The 19,291-nt window shown below is 62.1% G+C and carries 21 protein-coding genes and 1 pseudogene; 11 read left to right on the forward strand and 11 right to left on the reverse strand.

The annotated features are described in order from the left end of the window. Positions 1-8: 8 nt before the first annotated feature. Positions 9-299 carry a type II toxin-antitoxin system RelE/ParE family toxin gene (locus tag C0V73_RS09110; protein ID WP_102019715.1) on the reverse strand — a complete coding sequence of 97 codons (291 nt, stop codon included), beginning with the start codon at positions 297-299 and terminating at the stop codon, positions 9-11. Positions 300-559: 260 nt separating this feature from the next. Further along, positions 560-817 (reverse strand): YjhX family toxin, encoded by a 258-nt coding sequence (locus C0V73_RS09120; RefSeq protein WP_054150665.1) that lies wholly within the window; start codon positions 815-817, stop codon positions 560-562. A 271-nt stretch (positions 818-1,088) separates the two neighbouring features. Between C0V73_RS09120 and C0V73_RS09125 the strand changes: the two genes are divergently transcribed. Further along, positions 1,089-1,598, forward strand: a complete 510-nt coding sequence (locus C0V73_RS09125) for a GNAT family N-acetyltransferase (protein WP_102019717.1) — start codon at positions 1,089-1,091, stop codon at positions 1,596-1,598. Here the strand turns inward: C0V73_RS09125 and C0V73_RS09130 are convergent. Next, on the reverse strand, positions 1,580-1,891 hold the full coding sequence (locus C0V73_RS09130) for a DUF1294 domain-containing protein (RefSeq protein WP_245407931.1): 312 nt from the start codon (positions 1,889-1,891) through the stop codon (positions 1,580-1,582). The two genes, C0V73_RS09125 and C0V73_RS09130, sit on opposite strands and share 19 nt — an antisense overlap. Positions 1,892-2,039: 148 nt before the next feature. On the opposite strand from C0V73_RS09130, the gene gatB reads away from it, so the two are divergent. Both gatB and C0V73_RS09140 read left to right on the forward strand, forming a co-directional pair. Further along, entirely contained in the window at positions 2,040-3,545 is a 1,506-nt protein-coding gene (gatB, locus tag C0V73_RS09135) for an Asp-tRNA(Asn)/Glu-tRNA(Gln) amidotransferase subunit GatB (protein WP_102019718.1), read from the forward strand. A 5-nt stretch (positions 3,546-3,550) separates the two neighbouring features. Then, the gene (locus C0V73_RS09140; RefSeq protein ID WP_102019719.1) at positions 3,551-4,048 is read left to right on the forward strand and encodes a GNAT family N-acetyltransferase; all 498 of its coding nucleotides are present in this window, start codon (positions 3,551-3,553) and stop codon (positions 4,046-4,048) included. A gap of 27 nt (positions 4,049-4,075) precedes the next feature. On the opposite strand, the gene C0V73_RS09145 is transcribed toward C0V73_RS09140, so the two are convergent. Further along, positions 4,076-4,510 carry a hypothetical protein gene (locus tag C0V73_RS09145; RefSeq protein ID WP_143708324.1) on the reverse strand — a complete coding sequence of 145 codons (435 nt, stop codon included), beginning with the start codon at positions 4,508-4,510 and terminating at the stop codon, positions 4,076-4,078. A gap of 58 nt (positions 4,511-4,568) precedes the next feature. Here C0V73_RS09145 and C0V73_RS09150 point away from each other — a divergent pair, with 58 nt between their 5' ends. From C0V73_RS09150 to C0V73_RS09180, 6 genes and pseudogenes are all read left to right on the forward strand, one after another. Beyond that, positions 4,569-5,036 (forward strand): GNAT family N-acetyltransferase, encoded by a 468-nt coding sequence (locus C0V73_RS09150; protein ID WP_102019721.1) that lies wholly within the window; start codon positions 4,569-4,571, stop codon positions 5,034-5,036. 108 nt (positions 5,037-5,144) lie between these two features. Beyond that, positions 5,145-5,543: an NADH:ubiquinone oxidoreductase subunit NDUFA12 gene (locus C0V73_RS09155; RefSeq protein ID WP_102019722.1), complete on the forward strand. Its 399-nt coding sequence runs from the start codon at positions 5,145-5,147 to the stop codon at positions 5,541-5,543. A gap of 107 nt (positions 5,544-5,650) precedes the next feature. Further along, positions 5,651-6,085: pseudogene (locus tag C0V73_RS23245) on the forward strand (DUF2155 domain-containing protein); the annotation flags it as partial. Between the two features lie 510 nt (positions 6,086-6,595). Continuing rightward, positions 6,596-6,835, forward strand: a complete 240-nt coding sequence (locus C0V73_RS09170) for a hypothetical protein (RefSeq protein WP_076395840.1) — start codon at positions 6,596-6,598, stop codon at positions 6,833-6,835. Between the two features lie 108 nt (positions 6,836-6,943). Beyond that, positions 6,944-7,993 carry an HWE histidine kinase domain-containing protein gene (locus C0V73_RS09175; RefSeq protein ID WP_102019725.1) on the forward strand — a complete coding sequence of 350 codons (1,050 nt, stop codon included), beginning with the start codon at positions 6,944-6,946 and terminating at the stop codon, positions 7,991-7,993. Positions 7,994-8,085: 92 nt separating this feature from the next. After that, complete coding sequence (locus tag C0V73_RS09180) at positions 8,086-8,559, forward strand: VOC family protein (protein WP_102020332.1); 474 nt, start codon at positions 8,086-8,088, stop codon at positions 8,557-8,559. A gap of 10 nt (positions 8,560-8,569) precedes the next feature. On the opposite strand, the gene C0V73_RS09185 is transcribed toward C0V73_RS09180, so the two are convergent. Genes C0V73_RS09185 through coxB form a run of 3 tightly spaced genes read right to left on the reverse strand, consistent with a single transcriptional unit; the run spans position 8,570 to position 12,127 of the window. Next, a complete protein-coding gene (locus tag C0V73_RS09185) occupies positions 8,570-8,905 on the reverse strand; it encodes a hypothetical protein (RefSeq protein ID WP_102019726.1) in 336 nt (111 codons plus the stop codon). A gap of 1 nt (position 8,906) precedes the next feature. Then, complete coding sequence (ctaD, locus tag C0V73_RS09190; protein ID WP_102019727.1) at positions 8,907-11,432, reverse strand: cytochrome c oxidase subunit I; 2,526 nt, start codon at positions 11,430-11,432, stop codon at positions 8,907-8,909. Then, a complete protein-coding gene (coxB, locus tag C0V73_RS09195) occupies positions 11,429-12,127 on the reverse strand; it encodes a cytochrome c oxidase subunit II (RefSeq protein ID WP_102019728.1) in 699 nt (232 codons plus the stop codon). Before coxB ends, ctaD begins: the two co-directional genes overlap by 4 nt. 42 nt (positions 12,128-12,169) lie before the next feature. Here coxB and C0V73_RS09200 point away from each other — a divergent pair, with 42 nt between their 5' ends. Next, complete coding sequence (locus C0V73_RS09200; protein WP_102019729.1) at positions 12,170-12,676, forward strand: DUF2231 domain-containing protein; 507 nt, start codon at positions 12,170-12,172, stop codon at positions 12,674-12,676. Here C0V73_RS09200 and C0V73_RS09205 read toward each other — a convergent pair. The 4 genes from C0V73_RS09205 to C0V73_RS09220 all read right to left on the reverse strand — a co-directional run bounded on the left by C0V73_RS09205 (position 12,654) and on the right by C0V73_RS09220 (position 17,540). Beyond that, positions 12,654-13,154: a CopD family protein gene (locus C0V73_RS09205; RefSeq protein WP_102019730.1), complete on the reverse strand. Its 501-nt coding sequence runs from the start codon at positions 13,152-13,154 to the stop codon at positions 12,654-12,656. The two genes, C0V73_RS09200 and C0V73_RS09205, sit on opposite strands and share 23 nt — an antisense overlap. Further along, a complete protein-coding gene (locus tag C0V73_RS09210) occupies positions 13,154-13,897 on the reverse strand; it encodes a cytochrome c oxidase assembly protein (protein ID WP_102019731.1) in 744 nt (247 codons plus the stop codon). The genes C0V73_RS09205 and C0V73_RS09210 overlap by 1 nt, the downstream gene beginning before the upstream one ends. A 153-nt stretch (positions 13,898-14,050) precedes the next feature. Continuing rightward, on the reverse strand, positions 14,051-16,330 hold the full coding sequence (locus C0V73_RS09215; protein ID WP_102019732.1) for an FdhF/YdeP family oxidoreductase: 2,280 nt from the start codon (positions 16,328-16,330) through the stop codon (positions 14,051-14,053). A gap of 127 nt (positions 16,331-16,457) precedes the next feature. Next, the gene (locus C0V73_RS09220; protein ID WP_102019733.1) at positions 16,458-17,540 is read right to left on the reverse strand and encodes a MerR family transcriptional regulator; all 1,083 of its coding nucleotides are present in this window, start codon (positions 17,538-17,540) and stop codon (positions 16,458-16,460) included. A gap of 259 nt (positions 17,541-17,799) precedes the next feature. Here C0V73_RS09220 and C0V73_RS09225 point away from each other — a divergent pair, with 259 nt between their 5' ends. Next, positions 17,800-19,284 (forward strand): phospholipase D-like domain-containing protein, encoded by a 1,485-nt coding sequence (locus C0V73_RS09225; RefSeq protein WP_102019734.1) that lies wholly within the window; start codon positions 17,800-17,802, stop codon positions 19,282-19,284. The last annotated feature ends 7 nt before the right edge of the window (positions 19,285-19,291 follow it).

Genomic DNA, 19,291 nt, shown 5'->3' on the forward strand with positions numbered 1-19,291 from the left:
ACGGTGGCTCATTCCTCCGACGGCGGATAGAGCCGGCGCTGATGAAGAATTGTCACGATGTCGAGTTCTGCCGTGGACACGACCCGATAGACGACGGTGTAGGGGAGGCCAGGGACTGCAAACTCCCGGGTTTCCGAGATTGCACCCGGTCTCCCGAGCGTCGGGAAATGACCTAGAGTGTCTGTCACCTGCCGAAGCCGCGACAGGATCCGTGCCGCGGCCAAAGCGTCTTGGTCGGCGATATACGCATGAATGGCGATGAGATCTGCTTTAGCTTGTGGTGAGAACTTAACGTTCAAAGCCAAAGCTCTCCCAAACCTCAGCAGCCGGGATCATGGCCTCACGATCCTCGCACTGTTTGAGCGCCTTGGTGACTTTCTGGAGTTTCCAGGCTTCGTATTCCTTCGCAGACGCGTCCCCAGACGGGGGCGCGAAGTCTAATTCATCCGAAGGTTTCGATTTTGGCCCAATCATCCTTGCAGCATAGCGCATGTTTGCAACCGGGCCAACTGAGTGAAAGAGACGCCAGCACCGCAACAAGCAGTGCTGGCGACTAAGCTCACCTATTGTCCAGCTCAGCCCTGACAAGCCTCAAGCCCCGTTCGGTTATCCGATAAGGCTTGCCCTGTTTCGAGCTGATCGCCTTCAGGCGTTTCAGCCGCCGGAAGAGTTCGATGTCGAAGCCGGGATAGAGCCAGCCGTCGCGGGAGAAGCACAGGGCCTTCTCGATCTTGCGTCTGTCATCGCGGTGGAGTTCGATCCATCCGCCCTGAGCCATGAGATGAAGGATACGCTGATCCGTGCGTGAAATGTCCATGGTGTGATGTCCGGAGAAGCGCGCTGAAAAGCGCGCATGAAAACGTGTCCGGCGCCGCAGGGCGTCGGGGCTTCGTTTTCTGGCCCTGGCCGTTCGCTCCGAAAGGAGCGGGGCAGGGCCTTTACCGGGACTCGGACAAACCGAACATCAAAACTCCTGTAGACGGAATGCAGATAGCACAGCGCCGACTTTCGCGTCCATTGCGTTGAGGACACACACTCTGGTCAAGAATCATCACCGGTGTTTTACTGATCACAACGAAGAGGTGAGGATGGTCACGATCCGCAAGGCTCGAGAGGGTGATGCAGGGCTCCTGACGGAGATCGGCATGCGCGCCTGGCGCAAGGCGATGGCCTCGGTCGGCGAGGCTGCCGAGATGGTCGCCAACGCTCGCGATGCCTTTGCGCGCTTCACAGAAGAGGGCTGGATCACTATCACCGTCGTCGAAGCATCAGGCATCCCAGCGGGCTGGGCGGCCCGCGAGGACATGGACGAGACAATCACCGACTTCTGGATCGATCCGGATTTTGAGGGTCGCGGTCTCGGCACGGCTCTCCTGGATGCGGTGGAGGAGGGCATGAAGGCGCAAGGCTTTTCCGTCGCCCGCCTCCAGACGCACGCCATGAACGGCGATGCCCTGAAATTCTTCGAAAAGCGCGGCTATTCGGTGAACTGGCTGACTGTCAGCTACAATCCGAAGCTCGACCGGGATGTGCAATCGGTCGGTCTTTCCAAGTTGCTGTCGGACGAAGGCGGCACCGGCTACGGCCAGGAATTCTGAGAGAAGCGCATGAGGCCGAGCGCTGCCAACGCGACGATCTGGATGGTAAGCATCGCCGGGACCAGCCAGTTGAACGGTGCCTTGCGCGTTTTGTGACGAAACAATCGCTGACCGATGAAGGCGCCGAGGGCCCCGAACAGAATGATCGCGATCACAAGCCGTCGCTCAGGCACTCGCCATAGGCCACGGATCGCCGCGCGCTTGTCGAGACCGAAGAGGCAGAGCACGCCCAAGTTCCAGACAATGAAGAGGATGCCCAGCAAGGCCGGCAAGGGGAGCATGGTGACAGACATGATCCTTCCTAGCCCGTGAAGACTTAAAGTTCGGCTTCACTTGGCCCAGTCCTGAAACGCAGGCTGTTGCGGCCTCTCCAGCCTTGCACCTTCGGCCCAATTGCTCTACCTCACGAGACAACACGTCCACGCATGACACGAGCATCCGATGACCCTGGTAGACACCCGCACGCCCGATCCGAAACGCTTCATCCCCGGTGCCACCGGTGACTGGGAAGTCATCATCGGCATGGAAGTCCATGCCCAGGTGCTGTCGAATTCCAAGCTGTTTTCCGGCGCCTCGACCGTCTTCGGCAATGCGCCCAATTCCAACGTTTCGCTTGTCGATGCTGCCATGCCCGGCATGCTGCCCGTCATCAACGAGGAATGCGTGGCCCAGGCCGTGCGCACCGGTCTCGGCCTGAAGGCGCAGATCAACAAACGCTCGATCTTCGACCGCAAGAACTACTTCTACCCGGACCTGCCGCAGGGCTACCAGATCTCGCAGTTCAAGGACCCAATCGTCGGCGAAGGCAAGATCATCATCTCGCTCGGCCCCGACCGTCAGGGCAATTTCGAGGATATCGAGATCGGCATCGAGCGCCTGCATCTGGAACAGGATGCCGGCAAGTCGATGCACGACCAGCATCCGACCATGTCGTATGTCGACCTGAACCGTTCCGGCGTCGCACTGATGGAAATCGTGTCGAAGCCCGACATGCGCTCGTCCGACGAAGCCAAGGCCTATATGACCAAGCTGCGCTCGATCGTGCGCTACCTCGGCACCTGCGACGGCAACATGGACGAAGGCTCGATGCGCGCCGACGTCAACGTCTCCGTGCGCAAGCCGGGCGGGGAATTCGGCACGCGCTGCGAAATCAAGAACGTCAACTCGATCCGCTTCATCGGCCAGGCCATCGAATACGAAGCCCGTCGCCAGATCGCGATCCTCGAGGACGGTGGCTCGATCGATCAGGAAACCCGCCTCTTCGATCCGGGCAAGGGCGAGACACGCTCCATGCGCTCGAAGGAAGACGCGCATGACTATCGCTACTTCCCCGATCCGGACCTGCTGCCGCTCGAATTCGACGACGCCTTCATCGAGAACCTGAAGAAGGACCTGCCGGAGCTGCCCGACGACAAGAAGGCACGTTTTGTTGCCGAACTCGGCCTCTCCGTCTACGACGCCTCGGTGCTCGTTTCGGAAAAGGCGATTGCCGATTACTTCGAAGCCGTGGCCGAAGGCCGCGACGGCAAGACGGCCGCCAACTGGGTCATCAACGACTTGCTGGGCGCCTTGAACAAAGCTGGCAAAACCATTGAAGAGACTCCGGTTTCGCCCGCTCAGCTCGGCGGCATCATCGACCTGATCAAGGCCGAGACCATCTCCGGCAAGATCGCCAAGGATCTCTTCGAGATCGTCTTCAACGAGGGTGGTGATCCGGCCGAAATCGTCGAGAGCCGCGGCATGAAGCAGGTGACCGACACCGGCGCCATCGAAAAGGCCGTCGATGAAATCATCGCGGCCAACCCCGACCAGGTCGCCAAGGTGCTGGCCAAGCCGACACTCGCTGGCTGGTTCGTCGGTCAGGTGATGAAGTCGACCGGCGGCAAGGCCAATCCGCAGGCCGTCCAGGCACTCGTCAAAGCCAAGCTCGGCATCGTCGAGGAGTAAGATCGGTGTTCTTCGTCCGCACGGCCAACGACCGGGATGTCGAACCGCTACGCGCCCTGCTGACGCAGAGTTTCCATGCGACCTATGACCGGTTCTACGGACCGGCCAAGGTCGCCGAGCTGATCGCGGCCTGGCATTCGCCGGCCGAGATCAAGCGGCGTATTCACGTGAAGGGCGGCGAATATCTCGTCGCCGACGACGGCAAGCGGATCGGCGGCATGGCCTTCGCGGCCGTGTCGGAAAAGCTGACCAAGACCGCGATCCTGCACCAGCTCTATGTTCACCCGGACCATCAGCGCCAGGGCATCGGCCGCGATCTCTTTGCCGAGATCGAGACCTGCTTTCCCGATGCCGAGATCCTGCGGCTGGAAGTCGAGCCCCAGAATGCCGGCGCGATAGCCTTCTATGAGGCACATGATTTCGTCGAGGTCGACCGAACGAGGAATTGCGGCGGTCCCGACAGCGGGATCGAGGCTGTGATCATGGAAAAGCCGCTCAAGTGAGCGGCTTTTTTCTTGTCTGCCTTTCGCTCAGTTGAAGGGCGGTTCCGTCACCTTGCCGTCTTCGTCGATCAGCTGTACGGCCGTGCACTCGATGAGACCGTCTTCCTTGGCATTGCTGCAGGCGAGGTCGGCGGCCTTGATGGCGAGTTCCTTCGTCTGCCATCCGCAGGAAAACTGGTGCCAGTGCGGCCCGCCATCGGCCATCATGAAGATGTCGACGCTCCAGTTGCCGGGAGAACAGACCGCATTCACCTCGCAGGCCTCGACAGTCCCGCCGCCCTCGATGCACTGCTTGACGGCACAGTCGATGGCGCTGGCCGCATCCTTTTCCGCGCAGAGCCCCGAGCTCATCTCCGGCGCCTGCACATAGGCAATCGCCTTGCGTCCGCCCTCCTGAGCTTCGGCCGCCATGGCAGAAAGGGTTACGCACAGAATTGTCACCAGTCGTCGCATGCCTGTCATCAAGAAGTCCCCCCGGGGTCGCTATGGAAAGCCTAACTAGCGCAAGGACAGGGTAGGCATGCAAGTGCAAACAGCGACGATCCGGGAAGCCACCGAGAATGATCTGGAGGCGATCATCGCACTCTTCGCCGACGACCCGCTCGGCGGCCATGGCGACACAAACGATCCACAGGCGCTGCCCGACTACAGCGCCGCCTTCCGCAAGATCTCGACGTCTCCGACTGAAACGCTCTATGTCGCGGAGCTTGACGGCGAAGTCGTCGGCACCTTCCAAACCATGGTGACAACCACCATGACAGCGCGGGGCGCAACATCCCTGATCGTCGAGGCTGTGCAGACACGGGCCGACATGCGGGGCAGGGGCATTGGGGCTGTCATGATCAATTTCTCCATCGACAAGGCCCGTGCCGACGGCATGCGTCTTGTACAGCTTACCTCGAATGCGGTGCGCACGGACGCTCACCGCTTCTACCAGCGGCTCGGCTTCACGCCCTCCCATATCGGCTTCAAGTTGAAGCTGAAATGAAGGGGGTGCGACGGGGAATCACTGGACAAGCCGAGAGTGAGGCGGCATAAGCGAGACAGGATCGACAAGGCCGTCCTGCGGCCTGCGGTAATTGCCCAAGGATACACGATGAAGCAGCTTCTCTTGCAGATCTTCACCTGGTGGAACGGTCAGACCATGGGGACCCGCTTCTTCACCTGGCGTCATGGCAAGCGCGTCGGCGAAGACGAGTTTGGCAATGTCTACTATGAAGGCCCGATGACGAGCTGGGGCCAGCCGAAGCGCTGGGTCATTTACAACGGTTATGCCGAAGCCTCGAAGATTGCCTCTGGCTGGCACGGCTGGATGCATTACCGCACCGACACCCCGCCGTCGAAGGAAGACTACAAGCCGCGCGAGTGGGAAAAGGCGCATCGCCCGAATCCGACGGGCACGGCTGCCGCTTACCGTCCGCAGGGTTCCATCTCCGCCACCGGCGAGCGTCCGCGCGTCACCGGCGACTACGACGCATGGACGCCGGGCGGCTGATACCCGATTTGGCCATAATCCGGCATTAGGGCCTCTTGAACGAGGCCCTTCTTGTATCTGGCTTCCGGTCGATTTGGGCCAGTGGATCCACGAAAGCGAGCGTGACGATGAAATTGAGTGCATGGGCATGGGCCGTTCCGGTTGTCGGACTTGCCGCCGCAGCATCAGTCGGCTTGGCCGGCAAGGCCGATGCCGCCCGCCTCGAGAATCCCGTCGCCGAATTCGCCGGAATCGACAAGATCACCGGCCGCATCACCACCTTCGACGTCTATGTCAATGAGACGGTCCAGTTCGGCGCCCTCCAGGTGACGCCGAAGATCTGCTATTCGCGTGACGAAAGCGAAGCCCAGAAGATCGACGCCTTCATCGAGGTCGATGAAATCACGCTCGACCGCAAGATCCGCCGTATCTTCTCTGGCTGGATGTTTGCCGACAGCCCGGCACTCAATGCCGTAGAACACCCGATCTATGACGTCTGGCTGACCGGCTGCAAGACGACGTCGGAGGTTCCGCCACCGCCGGGCGTCGAAGCCGTGGCAAAGCCGGCCCCTGAGCCCGCCAAGCCGGCTTCTGCTGCAGCGCCGGCCCCGACCACCGATCCGACACAGCCTGCCACGGACCCGTCTCTCGCGACGGTCCCGGGCGGAGATCCCAACCAGACGGCTTTGCCGCCGCTTGATGCGCCTGTGGAAGTCCCCAACGAGGTGATCGGCGGTCCTCTGCCGGAGGCAGACATCCTCCAGCAGGACGATCTGGTCCCTGAAGGCCAGCCCCTGCCGCCACCGACGACCCCCGTGACCCCACCTCCGGGCGTCGGCCTCTTCTGAAGCCATCACGGTCGGTCAAGCCAGACGCGATAGCTGCGCTCGCGGACCGCCGGGCGCAGCACCTGTATTTTCCGCAATCCGTCCTCAGACTGGTCTGTGGCCGGAGAAGAAACGTTCTCCGCGAAACGACAGCGGCTCCCTGCCGACGCCTCAACTGCAAGACGCTTCGTGGTTGACTTCCTCCCCAATAGGGAGAACAAGAAGCGAACGAACAGGAGTTCTCCCATGTCTCTCTCCGAAAAATTTATCGTCCTGCCGTTCAAGAAGAACCGGGGCAACATCGTGCCCGGCGAGATGCGGCAGGCCTCTAGCGCCGCCTCAGCGGAGAAGATCGCCACCGCCATGTCCGCCCGCCACCTCGGCGTCGCCGCCTATTCCATCCAGGTCGACGAGGAGAGCGGCGACATGACCAGCCCCAAGCTGATCATCGCCTTCGGCGAAACGGCAGACCTGACCGTGAACTGACGGAGCACTTCACGTGCCCCGGAGTGACGTTTCTGGGTTGCTACTTGTCGTTTTTGATAGCAAGGATTCCGGCAGAGATTTTCTGTCTCAATTGGGCTGATATGAGAGATGACTGACCCTGTGATGCAGTCCGCAACGGCGGCTGGTGCCGTTGACAGCATGGTAGGCGAACTGACGGCCGCTGATCCGCTGTTGGTCCGCAATGACGCGCTGCTTGCAGCGGTCCTGAGTGGCTCCGGCGACTGCATCAAGGTGCTCGATCTCCAGGGCCGCCTTCAGTTCATGAGCGAAGGCGGCAAGCGGGTCATGGAAGTTGACGATTTCGCGCCGCTCAAGGGCTGCCCCTGGCCAGATTTCTGGAGTGGCGATGGCAATACCGCCGCCAAGCAGGCAGTGGAAGCGGCGATTGCCGGCAAGCCCTCCCGCTTTGTGGGTGAAGCGAACACCGTGAAGGGCAATAGCCGCTTCTGGGATGTTCAGGTGGCACCGATCTTCAACGCCGATGGCAGCCCCTCCCATATTCTGTCTATATCCAAGGACATCTCCGACGTTACCGGCGCCCGGCAGCGGCTCGAGCTATTGAACGGTGAACTGCAACACCGCATCAAAAACACGCTCGCCGTGGTTAGCGCTATCGCCCGTCAGACGCTGAAAGGCGACGATATCCGCGATCGCCGCGATGCCTTCACCGGTCGCTTGCAAGCACTCGCCGAGGCCAATGACATGATTTCGACGAAGGCCCTGCAGGATGCACCGATCCGTGCCGTGGTCGAAAACGCGCTGCGCCCGCATGTGCAGAGCGAGCAGCGTTTCTCAATCTCCGGTCACGACCTCGACCTGACCGCCAAACACGCCCTGACGGTAGCGCTCACCATCCACGAGCTGGCCACCAACGCCACCAAATACGGCGCGCTTTCCGATGGCAATGGCAAGATTGACATTCGCTGGAAGGTCGATCGCAAGGCGGAGAATCCCGACGAAGCCTTCCAGTTCGTCTGGCAGGAAAGCGGCGGACCGCATGTCCATCCGCCGAAGACGGAAGGATTTGGTTCGAAGCTCATTTCGCGGATCTTCGCCGCCGATTTCGACGGCCAGGTCAGCGTCGAATATCTCCCGACCGGCCTCGTCTGCACGATGAGGGCACCGATCCCGCAGTAAGCGGGATCACGGCGACCTTGCGCAGCCGGCGCTCGATGGGGTGGCGTCACCTGGAGTGACTGGAAATCTCATCGGGGAGGAAAGCCATGACCATTTCAAAGAACACCATCTGCATCTGGTACGACCGCGACGCCGAAGAGGCCGCGCGCTTCTACTCGACCGTCTTCCCCGACTCAGAGGTGAAGGCCGTTCACCGCGCCCCGAGCGATTATCCCTCCGGCAAGGCGGGGGACGTGTTGACGGTCGACTTCACGGTCGCCGGCATTCCCTGCATGGGCCTGAACGGCGGGCCCGCGTTCAAGCACTCGGAAGCCTTCTCCTTCCAGATCTCAACCGAAGACCAGGAAGAGACAGACCGCTATTGGAACGCCATCGTTGGCAATGGTGGCCGAGAGAGCGCTTGCGGCTGGTGCAAGGACAAATGGGGCGTCAACTGGCAGATCACGCCGCGAACCCTGACCGAAGCCATGGCCGCCGAGGGCGCGGAGGCGAAGCGCGCCTTCGAAGCGATGATGGAGATGGGCAAGATCGATGTGGCGAAGATCGATGCCGCCAGACGGGGATGATTGCCCGACTTCAACACAAGGTCAGCCACAACACCCCGCCATAGGTGATCAGCGTCGACACAAGGGCTGCTGCCTGCAGCATGCCGCCAATCTTAATCAGCAGCTTCGCCTCATCGGTCTGCGGTTCACCGAGCGCTCGCTGCCCATACCAATGAAGCCCGCCGATCAGCGCCAGCACCAGGACGAGCATCACTGCCAGCAACAGCCGCAGCGCTGAGATCGGGCCGACTTCGACCCGGTGCCAGCCGAGGTGGCAGCCAGTCGCCTGGGTGGCGTAGAGCAGCAGGAAGGCGCCGGCCCAGATCACAAAGCCTGTTAGCAGAAGCACAAACGCAGGTGCCTTCATCTCATCGCCCTCCGATCCCGGTCAGGCTTTGCAGCACGAAGGGGAAGGCAAGCCCGATGAGGCCGGCGACCGCCGTATAGTCATGCCAGAGTTGACCGATCCTGAGATCGAGCACCCGCGCCGGCCCGATAAACCCGGCTCGCCAGCGCCACAGCCCATAGAGTGCCAGCACGGCCCCGATGCCCGCATGCAGCACCACATGGGCGGCAACCGCAAAGGCAGCGGCTGAGGCGGCATGCCCCGTCGGTGCCGGGATCGACATCAGGATCACGGCAACCGATGCAACGCCTGTGAGATGGGCTGCAAGCGCAATCGAGAGGCTTGTGACCGTCCGGCCCGGTGTTCCGTCGGCTAGCCGCCCGGCAACGGCGGCGGTGACCAGCGCCAGTCCTCCGACAAGCGAGGGCGCTACGAAGGTAAAGTCGAGATCCGGCGGCGGCCAGTTCGGGGCGGAAAGCCAGAGGAAGAATGCGCCGAATATGAGCGACGTATAGGCCGTCGCATCCGCAGCAAGCGCAAAAACGACAGCCCACCAGGAGGGCGGTTGCGCCACCTCCTGGTGATGCAGTGCCCGTTCGCCAAGGCCGACCTCCAGCGGGCCGATCTCCTGTTTCAGCCCCGTATCCGGCGTCCAGAGGAAGAAGAGGATGATGACCGCGACGAGGGCAACAGGCGTCAGCCAGTAGAGCTTGGTCAGCAGGCTCGCGAAGAAGACGGCCGTCGCCATCGCCGTCCAGAGCGGCAGATAGGTCGGACGGGGAAGCACGACGACATGGTCGAGCCGCCCGGTCACCATGTCGACGGTGAGCGTTTCCATCCAGCCATTGCGCACGAAGCCGAGATAGCCACGCCCAGCGGCAAGCTCCGGGCCAAGGCTCCGCGGCTCGAGCGCATCGGCGCGGCGGTCGATATGCGGCAGGGAGCCGAAATTATAGGACGGCGGCGGTGTGGGGGTTGCCCATTCAAGCGTGCCGGCCTCCCAGGGATCACGGCGAAATGGTCGACCGTGGCGAATGAGCATGATTAGGTCGAGTGCCACCAGCGCAAAGCCGATGGTCATGACGAAGCCGCCGACCGACGAGATGAAGTTCAACACCTCCCATCCGGCCGCCTGCGGATATTCGAACACTCGTCGCGGCATGCCGCGCAGGCCTGTCAGGTGCATGATGAAGAAGGTGACGTTGAATCCGATGAAGATCAGCCAGAAGGCGGGCTTCGACAGATGCTGCACCGGCTGGCGCCCGGTGATGTGCGGAAGCCAGTAATAGGCCGCCGCCATCATCGGAAAGACGAAGCCGCCGACCAGCACGTAATGCAGATGTGCCACGACGAAATGCGTGTCATGCGCCTGCCAGTCGAACGGCACCATGGCGAGCATGACACCGGTGAGCCCGCCCGCCACGAAGACGAAGAAGAAGCCGAACACATGCAGCATCGGGATCGAATAACGCGGCTTGCCATGCGCCATGGTGGCAAGCCAAGCAAAGATCTGGATCCCCGTGGGAATGGCGACCAGCGCGCTTGCGGCCGAGAAGAAGGAGAGCGCCACATGCGGAATACCCACCGTATACATGTGGTGGACCCACAGCCCAAAGGATAGGAACGCCATGGCGACGATCGCCGCGACGATCAGGCCGTAGCCTTCGAGCCGCGTGCGCGACAGAACCGGGATGATGGTCGAGAGCGCGCCGGCGGCTGGCAGGAAGATGATGTAGACCTCCGGATGCCCGAACAGCCAGAACAGATGCTGCCAGAGCAGGGGATCGCCGCCCCGCGTCGGGTCGAAGAAGGGCAGGTCGAAGGCCCGCTCCACTTCCAGCAGAATCGAGCCGAGGATCAGCGGTGGAAAGCCGATCAGCATCATCGCCGCTACCACTAGCATGTACCAGGCAAAGATCGGCATGCGGGTGAGCGACATGCCCGGGGAGCGAACCTTGAGGATGGTCACCATGATCTCGATCGCTGCAGACAGGGCCGAGATCTCGACAAAGGTAATGCCGAGCAGCCAGACATCGGCATTGATGCCGGGCGAATAGGGCCGCGACGAGAGCGGCGTATACATGAACCAGCCGCCATCAGGCGCAATGCCGAAGATGAGTGCTGCGACCAGGAAAGAGCCGCCGAAGAGATAACACCAGTAGCCATAGGCGGACATGCGCGGGAAGGCGAGATCGCGTGCACCCAGCATCTTCGGCAACAGATAGATCGCCAGTCCCTCGAAGAAGGGGATCGCAAACAGGAACATCATGATGACGCCATGCATCGTGAAGACCTGGGCATATTGGGCGGCGTCGAGGAAGGCGCTGTTGGTCGAGGCGAGCTGCGCCCGGATCAGCATGGCAAGCACGCCGCCGATCGCAAAGAACACCAGCGCCGTCACCATAAACCGCATGCCGACCACATTGTGGTTCACGGCCGAAAATCGTTGCCATCCGCGCCCCGATCCCCAGATCGCATCCAGCTGATGGTGCAGCCGGATCGCCGACCCTGGTGTCTGATACCCGGTCTCGGGTCTGGCGTCGGTCATGGTGCGGGCACTCCTGCGGAAAGCGCGGTCAGGCGTTGGCGGTAGACTTCGGGCGGATGGGCTTCGACGGCAAAGCGCATGCCGGTATGGCCGATGCCGCAATATTCGGCGCAGATGCCGCCATAGCGCCCGGGCACATCGGCCCGGATGCGCAGAACGGTCTCATGTCCGGGCACGGCATCGATCTTCCCGGCAAGCCTGGGGATCCAGAAACTGTGCACAACATCGGCGCTGGTGACCCGAACCTCGACCACGCCACCAGCCGGGATGTGCAGCGTCCCGTCGGTTGCGATATCGGCGCCGGTGTCGGGATAGCCGAACTCCCAACGCCACATCGCGCCGCGCGCCTCGACGCGTGCGACGACAGGCTCGTTCTGCCATGCCCCGATGAGATATTCCCCTTGCGCCATGCCGTATGTCATGAGCGCGATGAGAACCGGAACAGGCAGGAACAGGCCGCCGGCAATCATCCAGCCCTTGGGCGAGAGACTGCGACCGAAGCCGGGTTTGAAGAAGGCGAGGCAGAAGAGAACAAGCACCAGCGACAGGATCAATCCGGCCCCGAAAAGCATGATCCACCAGAGATTGGCGATCGCCCCGGCATAGGGCCCGGCCGGATCAAGCGCCGAGAGATCGCCGGAACAGGAGGTGAGAAACAGAGCCCCCAGAGAGAGCGGTGCAAGGCGATGGAACATTCCACCGGTCACCGACCTTTTCCCCGCAAACGGAGAACCCCCATGGCCGAAACATCGCAGACCGACGCTGCCAATCCCGTCATTGAACAGCTGGAAGAAAAGGACAAGACCTCCGCGGTAGCCGTCGCCGGTCACCCCTTGCATGCCATGAGCGTGCATTTCCCGATCGCCCTCGTCTTCGGCACGCTGGCCGTCGATGTCTTCTACTGGTTCACGGCCGATCCCTTCTGGCTGCGCGTCGGCCTCTGGTCCTCCGGCACGGCCTTTGGAGCGGGTGTCGCCGCGGGCCTCGTCGGAACGGCTGAACTTCTGCTCGTGCCCGGCATCCGGGCACGCGCCGCCAGCTGGGCCCATGCGATTGCGGCCATCACCCTGATCTCCGTTGCCGGTGCGAACTGGGGCCTGCGCCTCATCGATCCAAACGTCGTTCTGCCGCATGGCATGTTGCTCTCGGTTCTGGCAGCCATTCTGACGGGGATTGCCGGCTGGCATGGCGGCAAGCTGATCTTCGATCACGGTATCGGCCTCATGGTGTCGCCCAAGGATTGATCGGATCGAGCAGGCGCTTCAGCCCACCCGGCTCGTACATCACGGCCGGGAGGGAGACCTGAGGCGCCTCCTTGGCAAGCACGAGCACCAGGATGGCCAGCACGACGGCACAGCAGCTTGCGGTCGCCAGCACAAAGCGCCAGGCCGGATAAACCTCGCCGTCCTTGAACAGCCGGATCACCACCAGCCCCGAAAAGACGTGGAACATCGACAGCAGGCCGACAAAGGCCAGCTTCCAGGAAAACCATGGCGAGAACACATCTCTCAGGAAGCTGAGGCCGATGCCGCTTGCCACCGCAATGAAGGCCGCCGGCGAGATCAGCACCACGAAGGCAAAGCGCGTCATGCGCTGCATGCGATAGAGCGCATCATCGCTTGTCACATGCGCCCGCTGAACATAGAGGCTCGGAAGGCTGATCAGCCCGGCCGTCCAGATGGCGATCGCCGCAATATGCACGAACTTCAAAAGCGCAATCATCAACGTGGCGCCTCGCTATCGAAGCTTCGTCCGGCAAACACGCTGCGCAGTCTGAGCAAGGCGGCCAGCAGATAGGGAAGGGCGGCCGGCACCCACATCAGAAGCCCGGCCAACTGCTGGTCTGCAAGCGGCGAAAGCCCGAAGGGATGCGTTGTGTCCATATGCGCGGCAAAGAGGGGTTCGCGCGAAAATGTGAGAAGCGCCCCGAGCATGCCCATCTGGATCGTGGTGCCGAGCAGAAGCGCAAGCGCTGCCCCTGCGGAGCGACGCGGCGACAAGATATCCGCCCAGAGCCAGAGAGCCGAGCCGATCAGCGTCAGCTCCATCAACCAGTAAGCGGCAGGTGAGGAGAGGGCGAAGAGATAGGGACCCGGCGCATGCCAGACCCACATCAGGATCGTGTGCACGATGAACGAGAGCTGTGCCGGCATAAGCTGGCGTTCCCTGGACCGTGGCGGGATCGACAGCACGACCAGCGGCGCAAGGAAAGTCACGAGCAGGATGTGGTGCAGCACCCGTGCCGAAAACAGCGCGGATGCCAGCCCGCAGAGCGGTGACACGAAGGCGATCAGCATGACGACAAGGGCGGTGATGGCCGCCAGCCGCTGACGCCCGTTGTCGGCGGAAATGACCAGTAGCGCAAAGACGGCGCCGATGGCGGCGAGCAGCGGCGGATCGAAATTCCAGGTGCTCCACAGTGTCTCAGGCGACGGCGCGGGGCCGCAATAGATATCCAGGTTCATGCTTGCCACCCCAGTCCGGCGTAGAATTCGTCGTTTGCCCCGAGCACACTGTCCCCCCGCTGCGCTCGCGACCTTTCGGCGCAACACGCGCGGAGCGACATTGTTCCATCTTTTGATGTCTGGTCCGGATTTCGCCGGTTCGGTGGGACGAGATCAGCCCGTCCGTTCGATCCGGACAGGCACGGACTTGTAGGCCGGCGTCTTCGAAGCGCGGTCATGGTGGGAGAGGGGCACCAGCGGGTTGAGCTCCGGGTAGTAGCCGCCGACACAGCCATCCGGCAGATCGAAGGGCAGCACTTCCAGCCCGCCCACCCGCCGATCGATACCGTCGCCGGCATCGGTGACCAGGGTCACCCGTTCCCCAACCGTCAATCCATGGCGCTCGATCTCGCGCGGGCTGATGAGCAGGACGTCGCGTTTGCCCTCGATCCCGCGCAGGCGGTCGCTATAGCCATAGATAGTCGTGTTAAACTGATCGTTGCTGCGCATGGTGATCAGGCTCATGCGGCCCGGTGCCGCATCAAAACCAGTGGCCGAGAGCATCTCGGGCGTGACGAACTCCGCCTTGCCGCTTTCCGTCTTCCACTGCCGCTCACGGGCGGAATTGCCCCGGTAGAAGCCACCGGGCGTGAAGATCCGGGCATTGAAGTCCTTGAACTGGTCCGGATAGGTCTGCTCGATCAGGTCCCGCACCAGAGCGGTATCCTGCGCCCAGCGGCTCCACATCATCTTCGGGTTTTCCGGCAGCGTTGCCTGAGCGATCCGGCTGACGATCTCGATCTCGGACTTCAGCTGATCGCTCGCCGGCTTGCGCTTGCCGACCGAGCCGTGAACTGAACTGAGGCTGTCTTCCATCGACACCACCTGCGGCTTGCCGGTGAGCAGATCCATTTCGCTCCGCCCCAGGCAGGGCAGGAGATAGGCGACCTCGCCATTGATCAGATGACCGCGGTTGAGCTTGGTGGCGATCTGAACCGTCAGCCGCATGCGTGGCCAGGCCTCCTCCATCGCCCGCTGTTCCGGGATCGCCCGCAGGAAGTTGCCGCCAAGCCCGATGAAGGCGGTCACCTCGCCCTTGAGGATGCCCTCGCAGGCCTCGACCGTGTTCATGCCCTTCTCGCGCGGCGGCTCGAAATCGAAGAGCTCTGCCAGCCGGTCGAGCGGCACCAGTTCCGGCTTCTCGGCAATGCCGACCGTGCGCTGCCCCTGCACATTCGAATGCCCGCGCACCGGCGACATGCCGGCCCCCTTGCGCCCGATATTCCCCTTCATCAGCAGCAGGTTCATATAGGTCGCGATATTCTCGAAGCCGTGCACATGCTGGGTGAGGCCCATGCCATAGATGCCGATGGTACTGTCCGCCTCGATATAGACCGCGCCCGCCGCCTCGATCGCAGCCCGGGTGAGGCCGGACACCACCTCGATCTCGGCCCACTCGACCTGCCGCACGCGCGCCTCGAACGCCTCGAAGCCGACCGTATGCTCGGCAATAAAGGCGCGGTCGATAATCTGACGATTGTCGGCCTGTGCAGCATCGTCGGCGGCCAGCACATGCTTGCAAAGCCCGAGCAGCACCGCGATATCGCCGCCCGGCTTCACCTGGTGATATTGGCAGGACAGCTCGGTCGCGTGACCGCTCACCATCGCCACTGGATCCTGCGGGCTGATCATGCGCTCCAGCCCGCGCTCGCGTACCGGGTTGAAGGTCACGATCCGGCAGCCGCGCTTTACCGCCGCCTGCAGGTCATGCAGAAAACGCGGGCTGTTCGTGCCGGTATTCTGGCCAACGAAGAAGATCGCATCGCAATGCTTGAAATCGTCGAGCACGACAGTGCCAACAGGCGAGCCGATCACCTTCTTCAGGGTCACCGATGTCGTCTCGTGGCACATGTTGGAGCTGTCGGGCAGATTGTTGTGGCCATAGGCCCGGGCAAACAGCGCCCAGCAATAGGACGTCTCCAGGCTCGCCCGCCCGGAGGTGTAAAACACTGTCTTCTTCGGATCCATTCCGCGAAGCTCCTGCCCGATCGCGGCAAAGGCCTCATCCCAGGAACAGGGCACATAGTGATCGCTCGCCCGGTCGTAGCGCATCGGATGCGTCAGTCGTCCGAGCTGCTCAAGATCGTAATCGCTGAAAGACTTGAGTTCGGTCACGCTGTGCCGGGCAAAGACCTCTGGCCCAGCCTTCCGCCCCGTCAGTTCCCAAAGCGTTGCCTTGGCGCCGTTCTCGCAGAACTCGACGGGTTTGTGATCGGCCGATTTCGTCCAGGCGCAGGAGACGCAGGCAAAGCCACCCGGCTTGTTCTGCTCCAGAAGGGTGGCGATGGCGCCAGGGCTGATGCCTTCTTCACGGACGATACGGGCGATCCCGCGAAGCGACCCCCACCCACCGGCCGGCCCATCATACGTCACCGTCGCATCATCTTTTGCCATCGTCTGTTCCCTTCGCATCTGGTGGTTCGAAGGGGGAACGACTGGGGGAGAGTTTGGTTGCGCGGGATGGTCGCGGATCAACCACAGGAGCCAGTGAGTGTGCGGCGAGGCTTGTCTCCGAAGGACGTCAGGTCAATCTTCGAATGAAGATCCCGTTGAAGCGCCCATCGGCCGCCAGCGAGAAACTCCATTCCTGACGCCCGTTTTCGAAACTGACATCGTAGACATCCCAGCCCTCGTCGGTCACACCCCTGAAGGCGATATCTGTCGTTGGACCCAGACGCTGCAATTCTCCCCTGATAGCCTCTGCCTGTTCTCGTGCGATCGCGGCGAGCGGTGGCGACATCTTGGCATAGTCGGGTTCGCCCCGCTGATGCTGGCGCACGAGATCTTCGACGAGAAGCCGGCTCTTGGGCACGGGCCGTTTTTCCTTGATCCTGTCGGCAAGCGTTTGCTCCAGCGCGCTTACGACGTCTTCCCCGACGCGGAGTGCTACCTGTTCATGGCCATCCTGATGGAGCGTCAGGGCCGTCACCTTTCCGTCAGCATCTCGGGTGAACACGATTTGTGCCGGTACCGCTTTGTAGAAGAACCGGTCCACGTCTTCCGGGAAGATCTCCAGTTCCGCCTGGCCGGTGACACGGGCATAGAGCCTGCTATCGCCGTGCCTGATGGTGAAGGCGACCGTTCCGAGGAGATAATGCCCGGCGTAATCAGCATAGAGCAACGGATCGATTTGGCGTTCGGTGCGGGGCCGCATCTGTTCGTAACGTCGCCAGGCGATGGCATTCGGAGATGTGTCAGTCATCGATGTATCCTTTGCTAGCATCAGCAGATCCTCCGTGGAGAGGATGTCCCCGGCAGCGAGCTTCGTTCGGAGGCTGTCAACGAGGGTAAGACTATGCTGGACGCGTGAGAGCTGTTCCTGCAGGGCGCGCGCCTGAACGGAGAGGACCCGCTCCAGATCGGTCGATTGCCCGCGCAGCAGCCTGCTGATCTGCTCCAGCGTCATCCCGAGCCGCTTCAGCGTCAGGATTTCGGTGAGCCGCGCGAGATCTTGCGCCCCATATAGCCGCCAGTTCTTGTCCGTCCGGCGCGGAGAAAGAAGGCCCGCCGCCTCATAGATCCTGAGCGCCCGTACGGTCAGACCGATACGCCGCGCACACTGAGCAGCAGTCAGCCAGATTTCCTTCGTCTTGTTGTCAGCCATAATCCCTCCGTCTTCGGATGAATCGGTTTTAGGCTATGACCTTGGGCCCGGCTCAAGAGGAAATTTCAGCCGGGCGCGACGGCGATCCAGTCGAGCAGTGCGTCAAGTCTAGACCGGCAATTCTGAGCATGTTTCGATCTTGCCACTCGAATGTGATCCATCGCTGCGCTGGCAGGGGACCTGGCCACCATCCTAAACACTGGACGGATCGCCCCCATTGCGCTAGCCGAGTGTGGCGACCCCGTGTCTGGAGTATCCGATGGCGCTTCCCACGATCTTCTCGCCTTCCCAGAACTGCTGGCGCATCGAGAAAGCCGACGAGTTCTCGATCCTCATCGATGCCAATGACTATTTTGCGTCGGTCCGCGCGTCGATGATGGCGGCCAAGCGGTCGATCTTTTTTGTTGGCTGGGATTTCGATGCGTCCATCACCCTTGGTCACCCCAAGGTCGATGATGGAGCCCCGCGCGGGGTGGGGGACTTCCTCCTCTGGCTTGCGCGTCGCACCCCCGGTCTCGAAATCAGGATCCTGCTGTGGAGCCCGGCACCGCTCGCCAGCTGGGCAAGGCCGTCCAACCTTCCTTATCTTCTGCGCTGGAAATGGAACAGGCAGATCTCCGTTCGCCTGGATGGCAAGCACCCCTTGGGCAGCTCCCACCATCAGAAGATGCTGGTGATCGATGATGCCGTTGCCTATTGCGGCGGCATCGACGTGACGCTCGATCGATGGGACACGCGAGAGCATCTGGACGACAACCCTGACCGCCGCCGCCCCAACGGCAAGCCCTATGGTCCCTGGCATGACATATCGAGCCGCTTCACGGGGTCGGCCGCCCATGCGCTCGGCGAACTCTGCCGCCAGCGATGGACCCGCGCAGGCGGCAAGGACGTGCCGCTGGTGGAGACGGTCCCGACGACTGAGGACAGCGCTCCGCACTTCTCCTTCGGCAAGGTCGATCTCGCCATTGCCCGCACAAGTCCAGCCTATCAGGACGAGACCGCCGTCACGGAGATCGAGCATCTCACGATCGACATGATCAACGCGGCCCAACGCGTGGTCTATGCCGAGAGCCAGTACTTCGCCTCGCGTGCCGTGGCGCAAACGATCGCACGAAGGCTCGCCGAGCCGGAGGGGCCGGAATTCGTCCTGATCAATCCGACCACCTCGGACAACTGGCTGGGCCAGATCGCCATGGACACGGCCCGCGCCCGCCTCGTCGAATCCCTGCGCCGCCACGATAAGTTCGGACGGTTCAGGATCTATCACCCGATCACGGCGAAGGGCCAGCCGATCTACGTGCACGCCAAGCTGATGATCACAGACGACCAATATCTTCGCGTCGGCTCGTCCAACATCAACAACAGATCGATGCGCTTCGACCAGGAATGTGACGTCGCCCTGGAGGCGGGCGCCTCAGAGCAGCTCTCCACGAGGATCGCGAGCTTCAGGAATGATCTGCTGGCCGAGCATCTGGGCACCACGCCTGACGCCATCGATCAGGCGATCCATCAATGCGGCTCACTGATTGCGGCCATCGAGATGCTGCGGGCGCAGAATGCAGGATCGCATGTCGAGACACTGAAGCCATATGAGACCCCCGAAATGTCCGACATCGAACGATGGCTGGCCGATAACGAGATCCTGGATCCGGAAGGATCCGAAGCGGTCTTCGAGCCGATCGAGAAGCGGGGGCTGTTTCGGGGGAGGCTGAAGCGGCCGAGGCGGCGGAAGGCCGGCGGGTAGGGTGCCC

This window comes from Rhizobium sp. TH135 (genome assembly GCF_002855515.1).
GTDB lineage: Bacteria > Pseudomonadota > Alphaproteobacteria > Rhizobiales > Rhizobiaceae > Allorhizobium.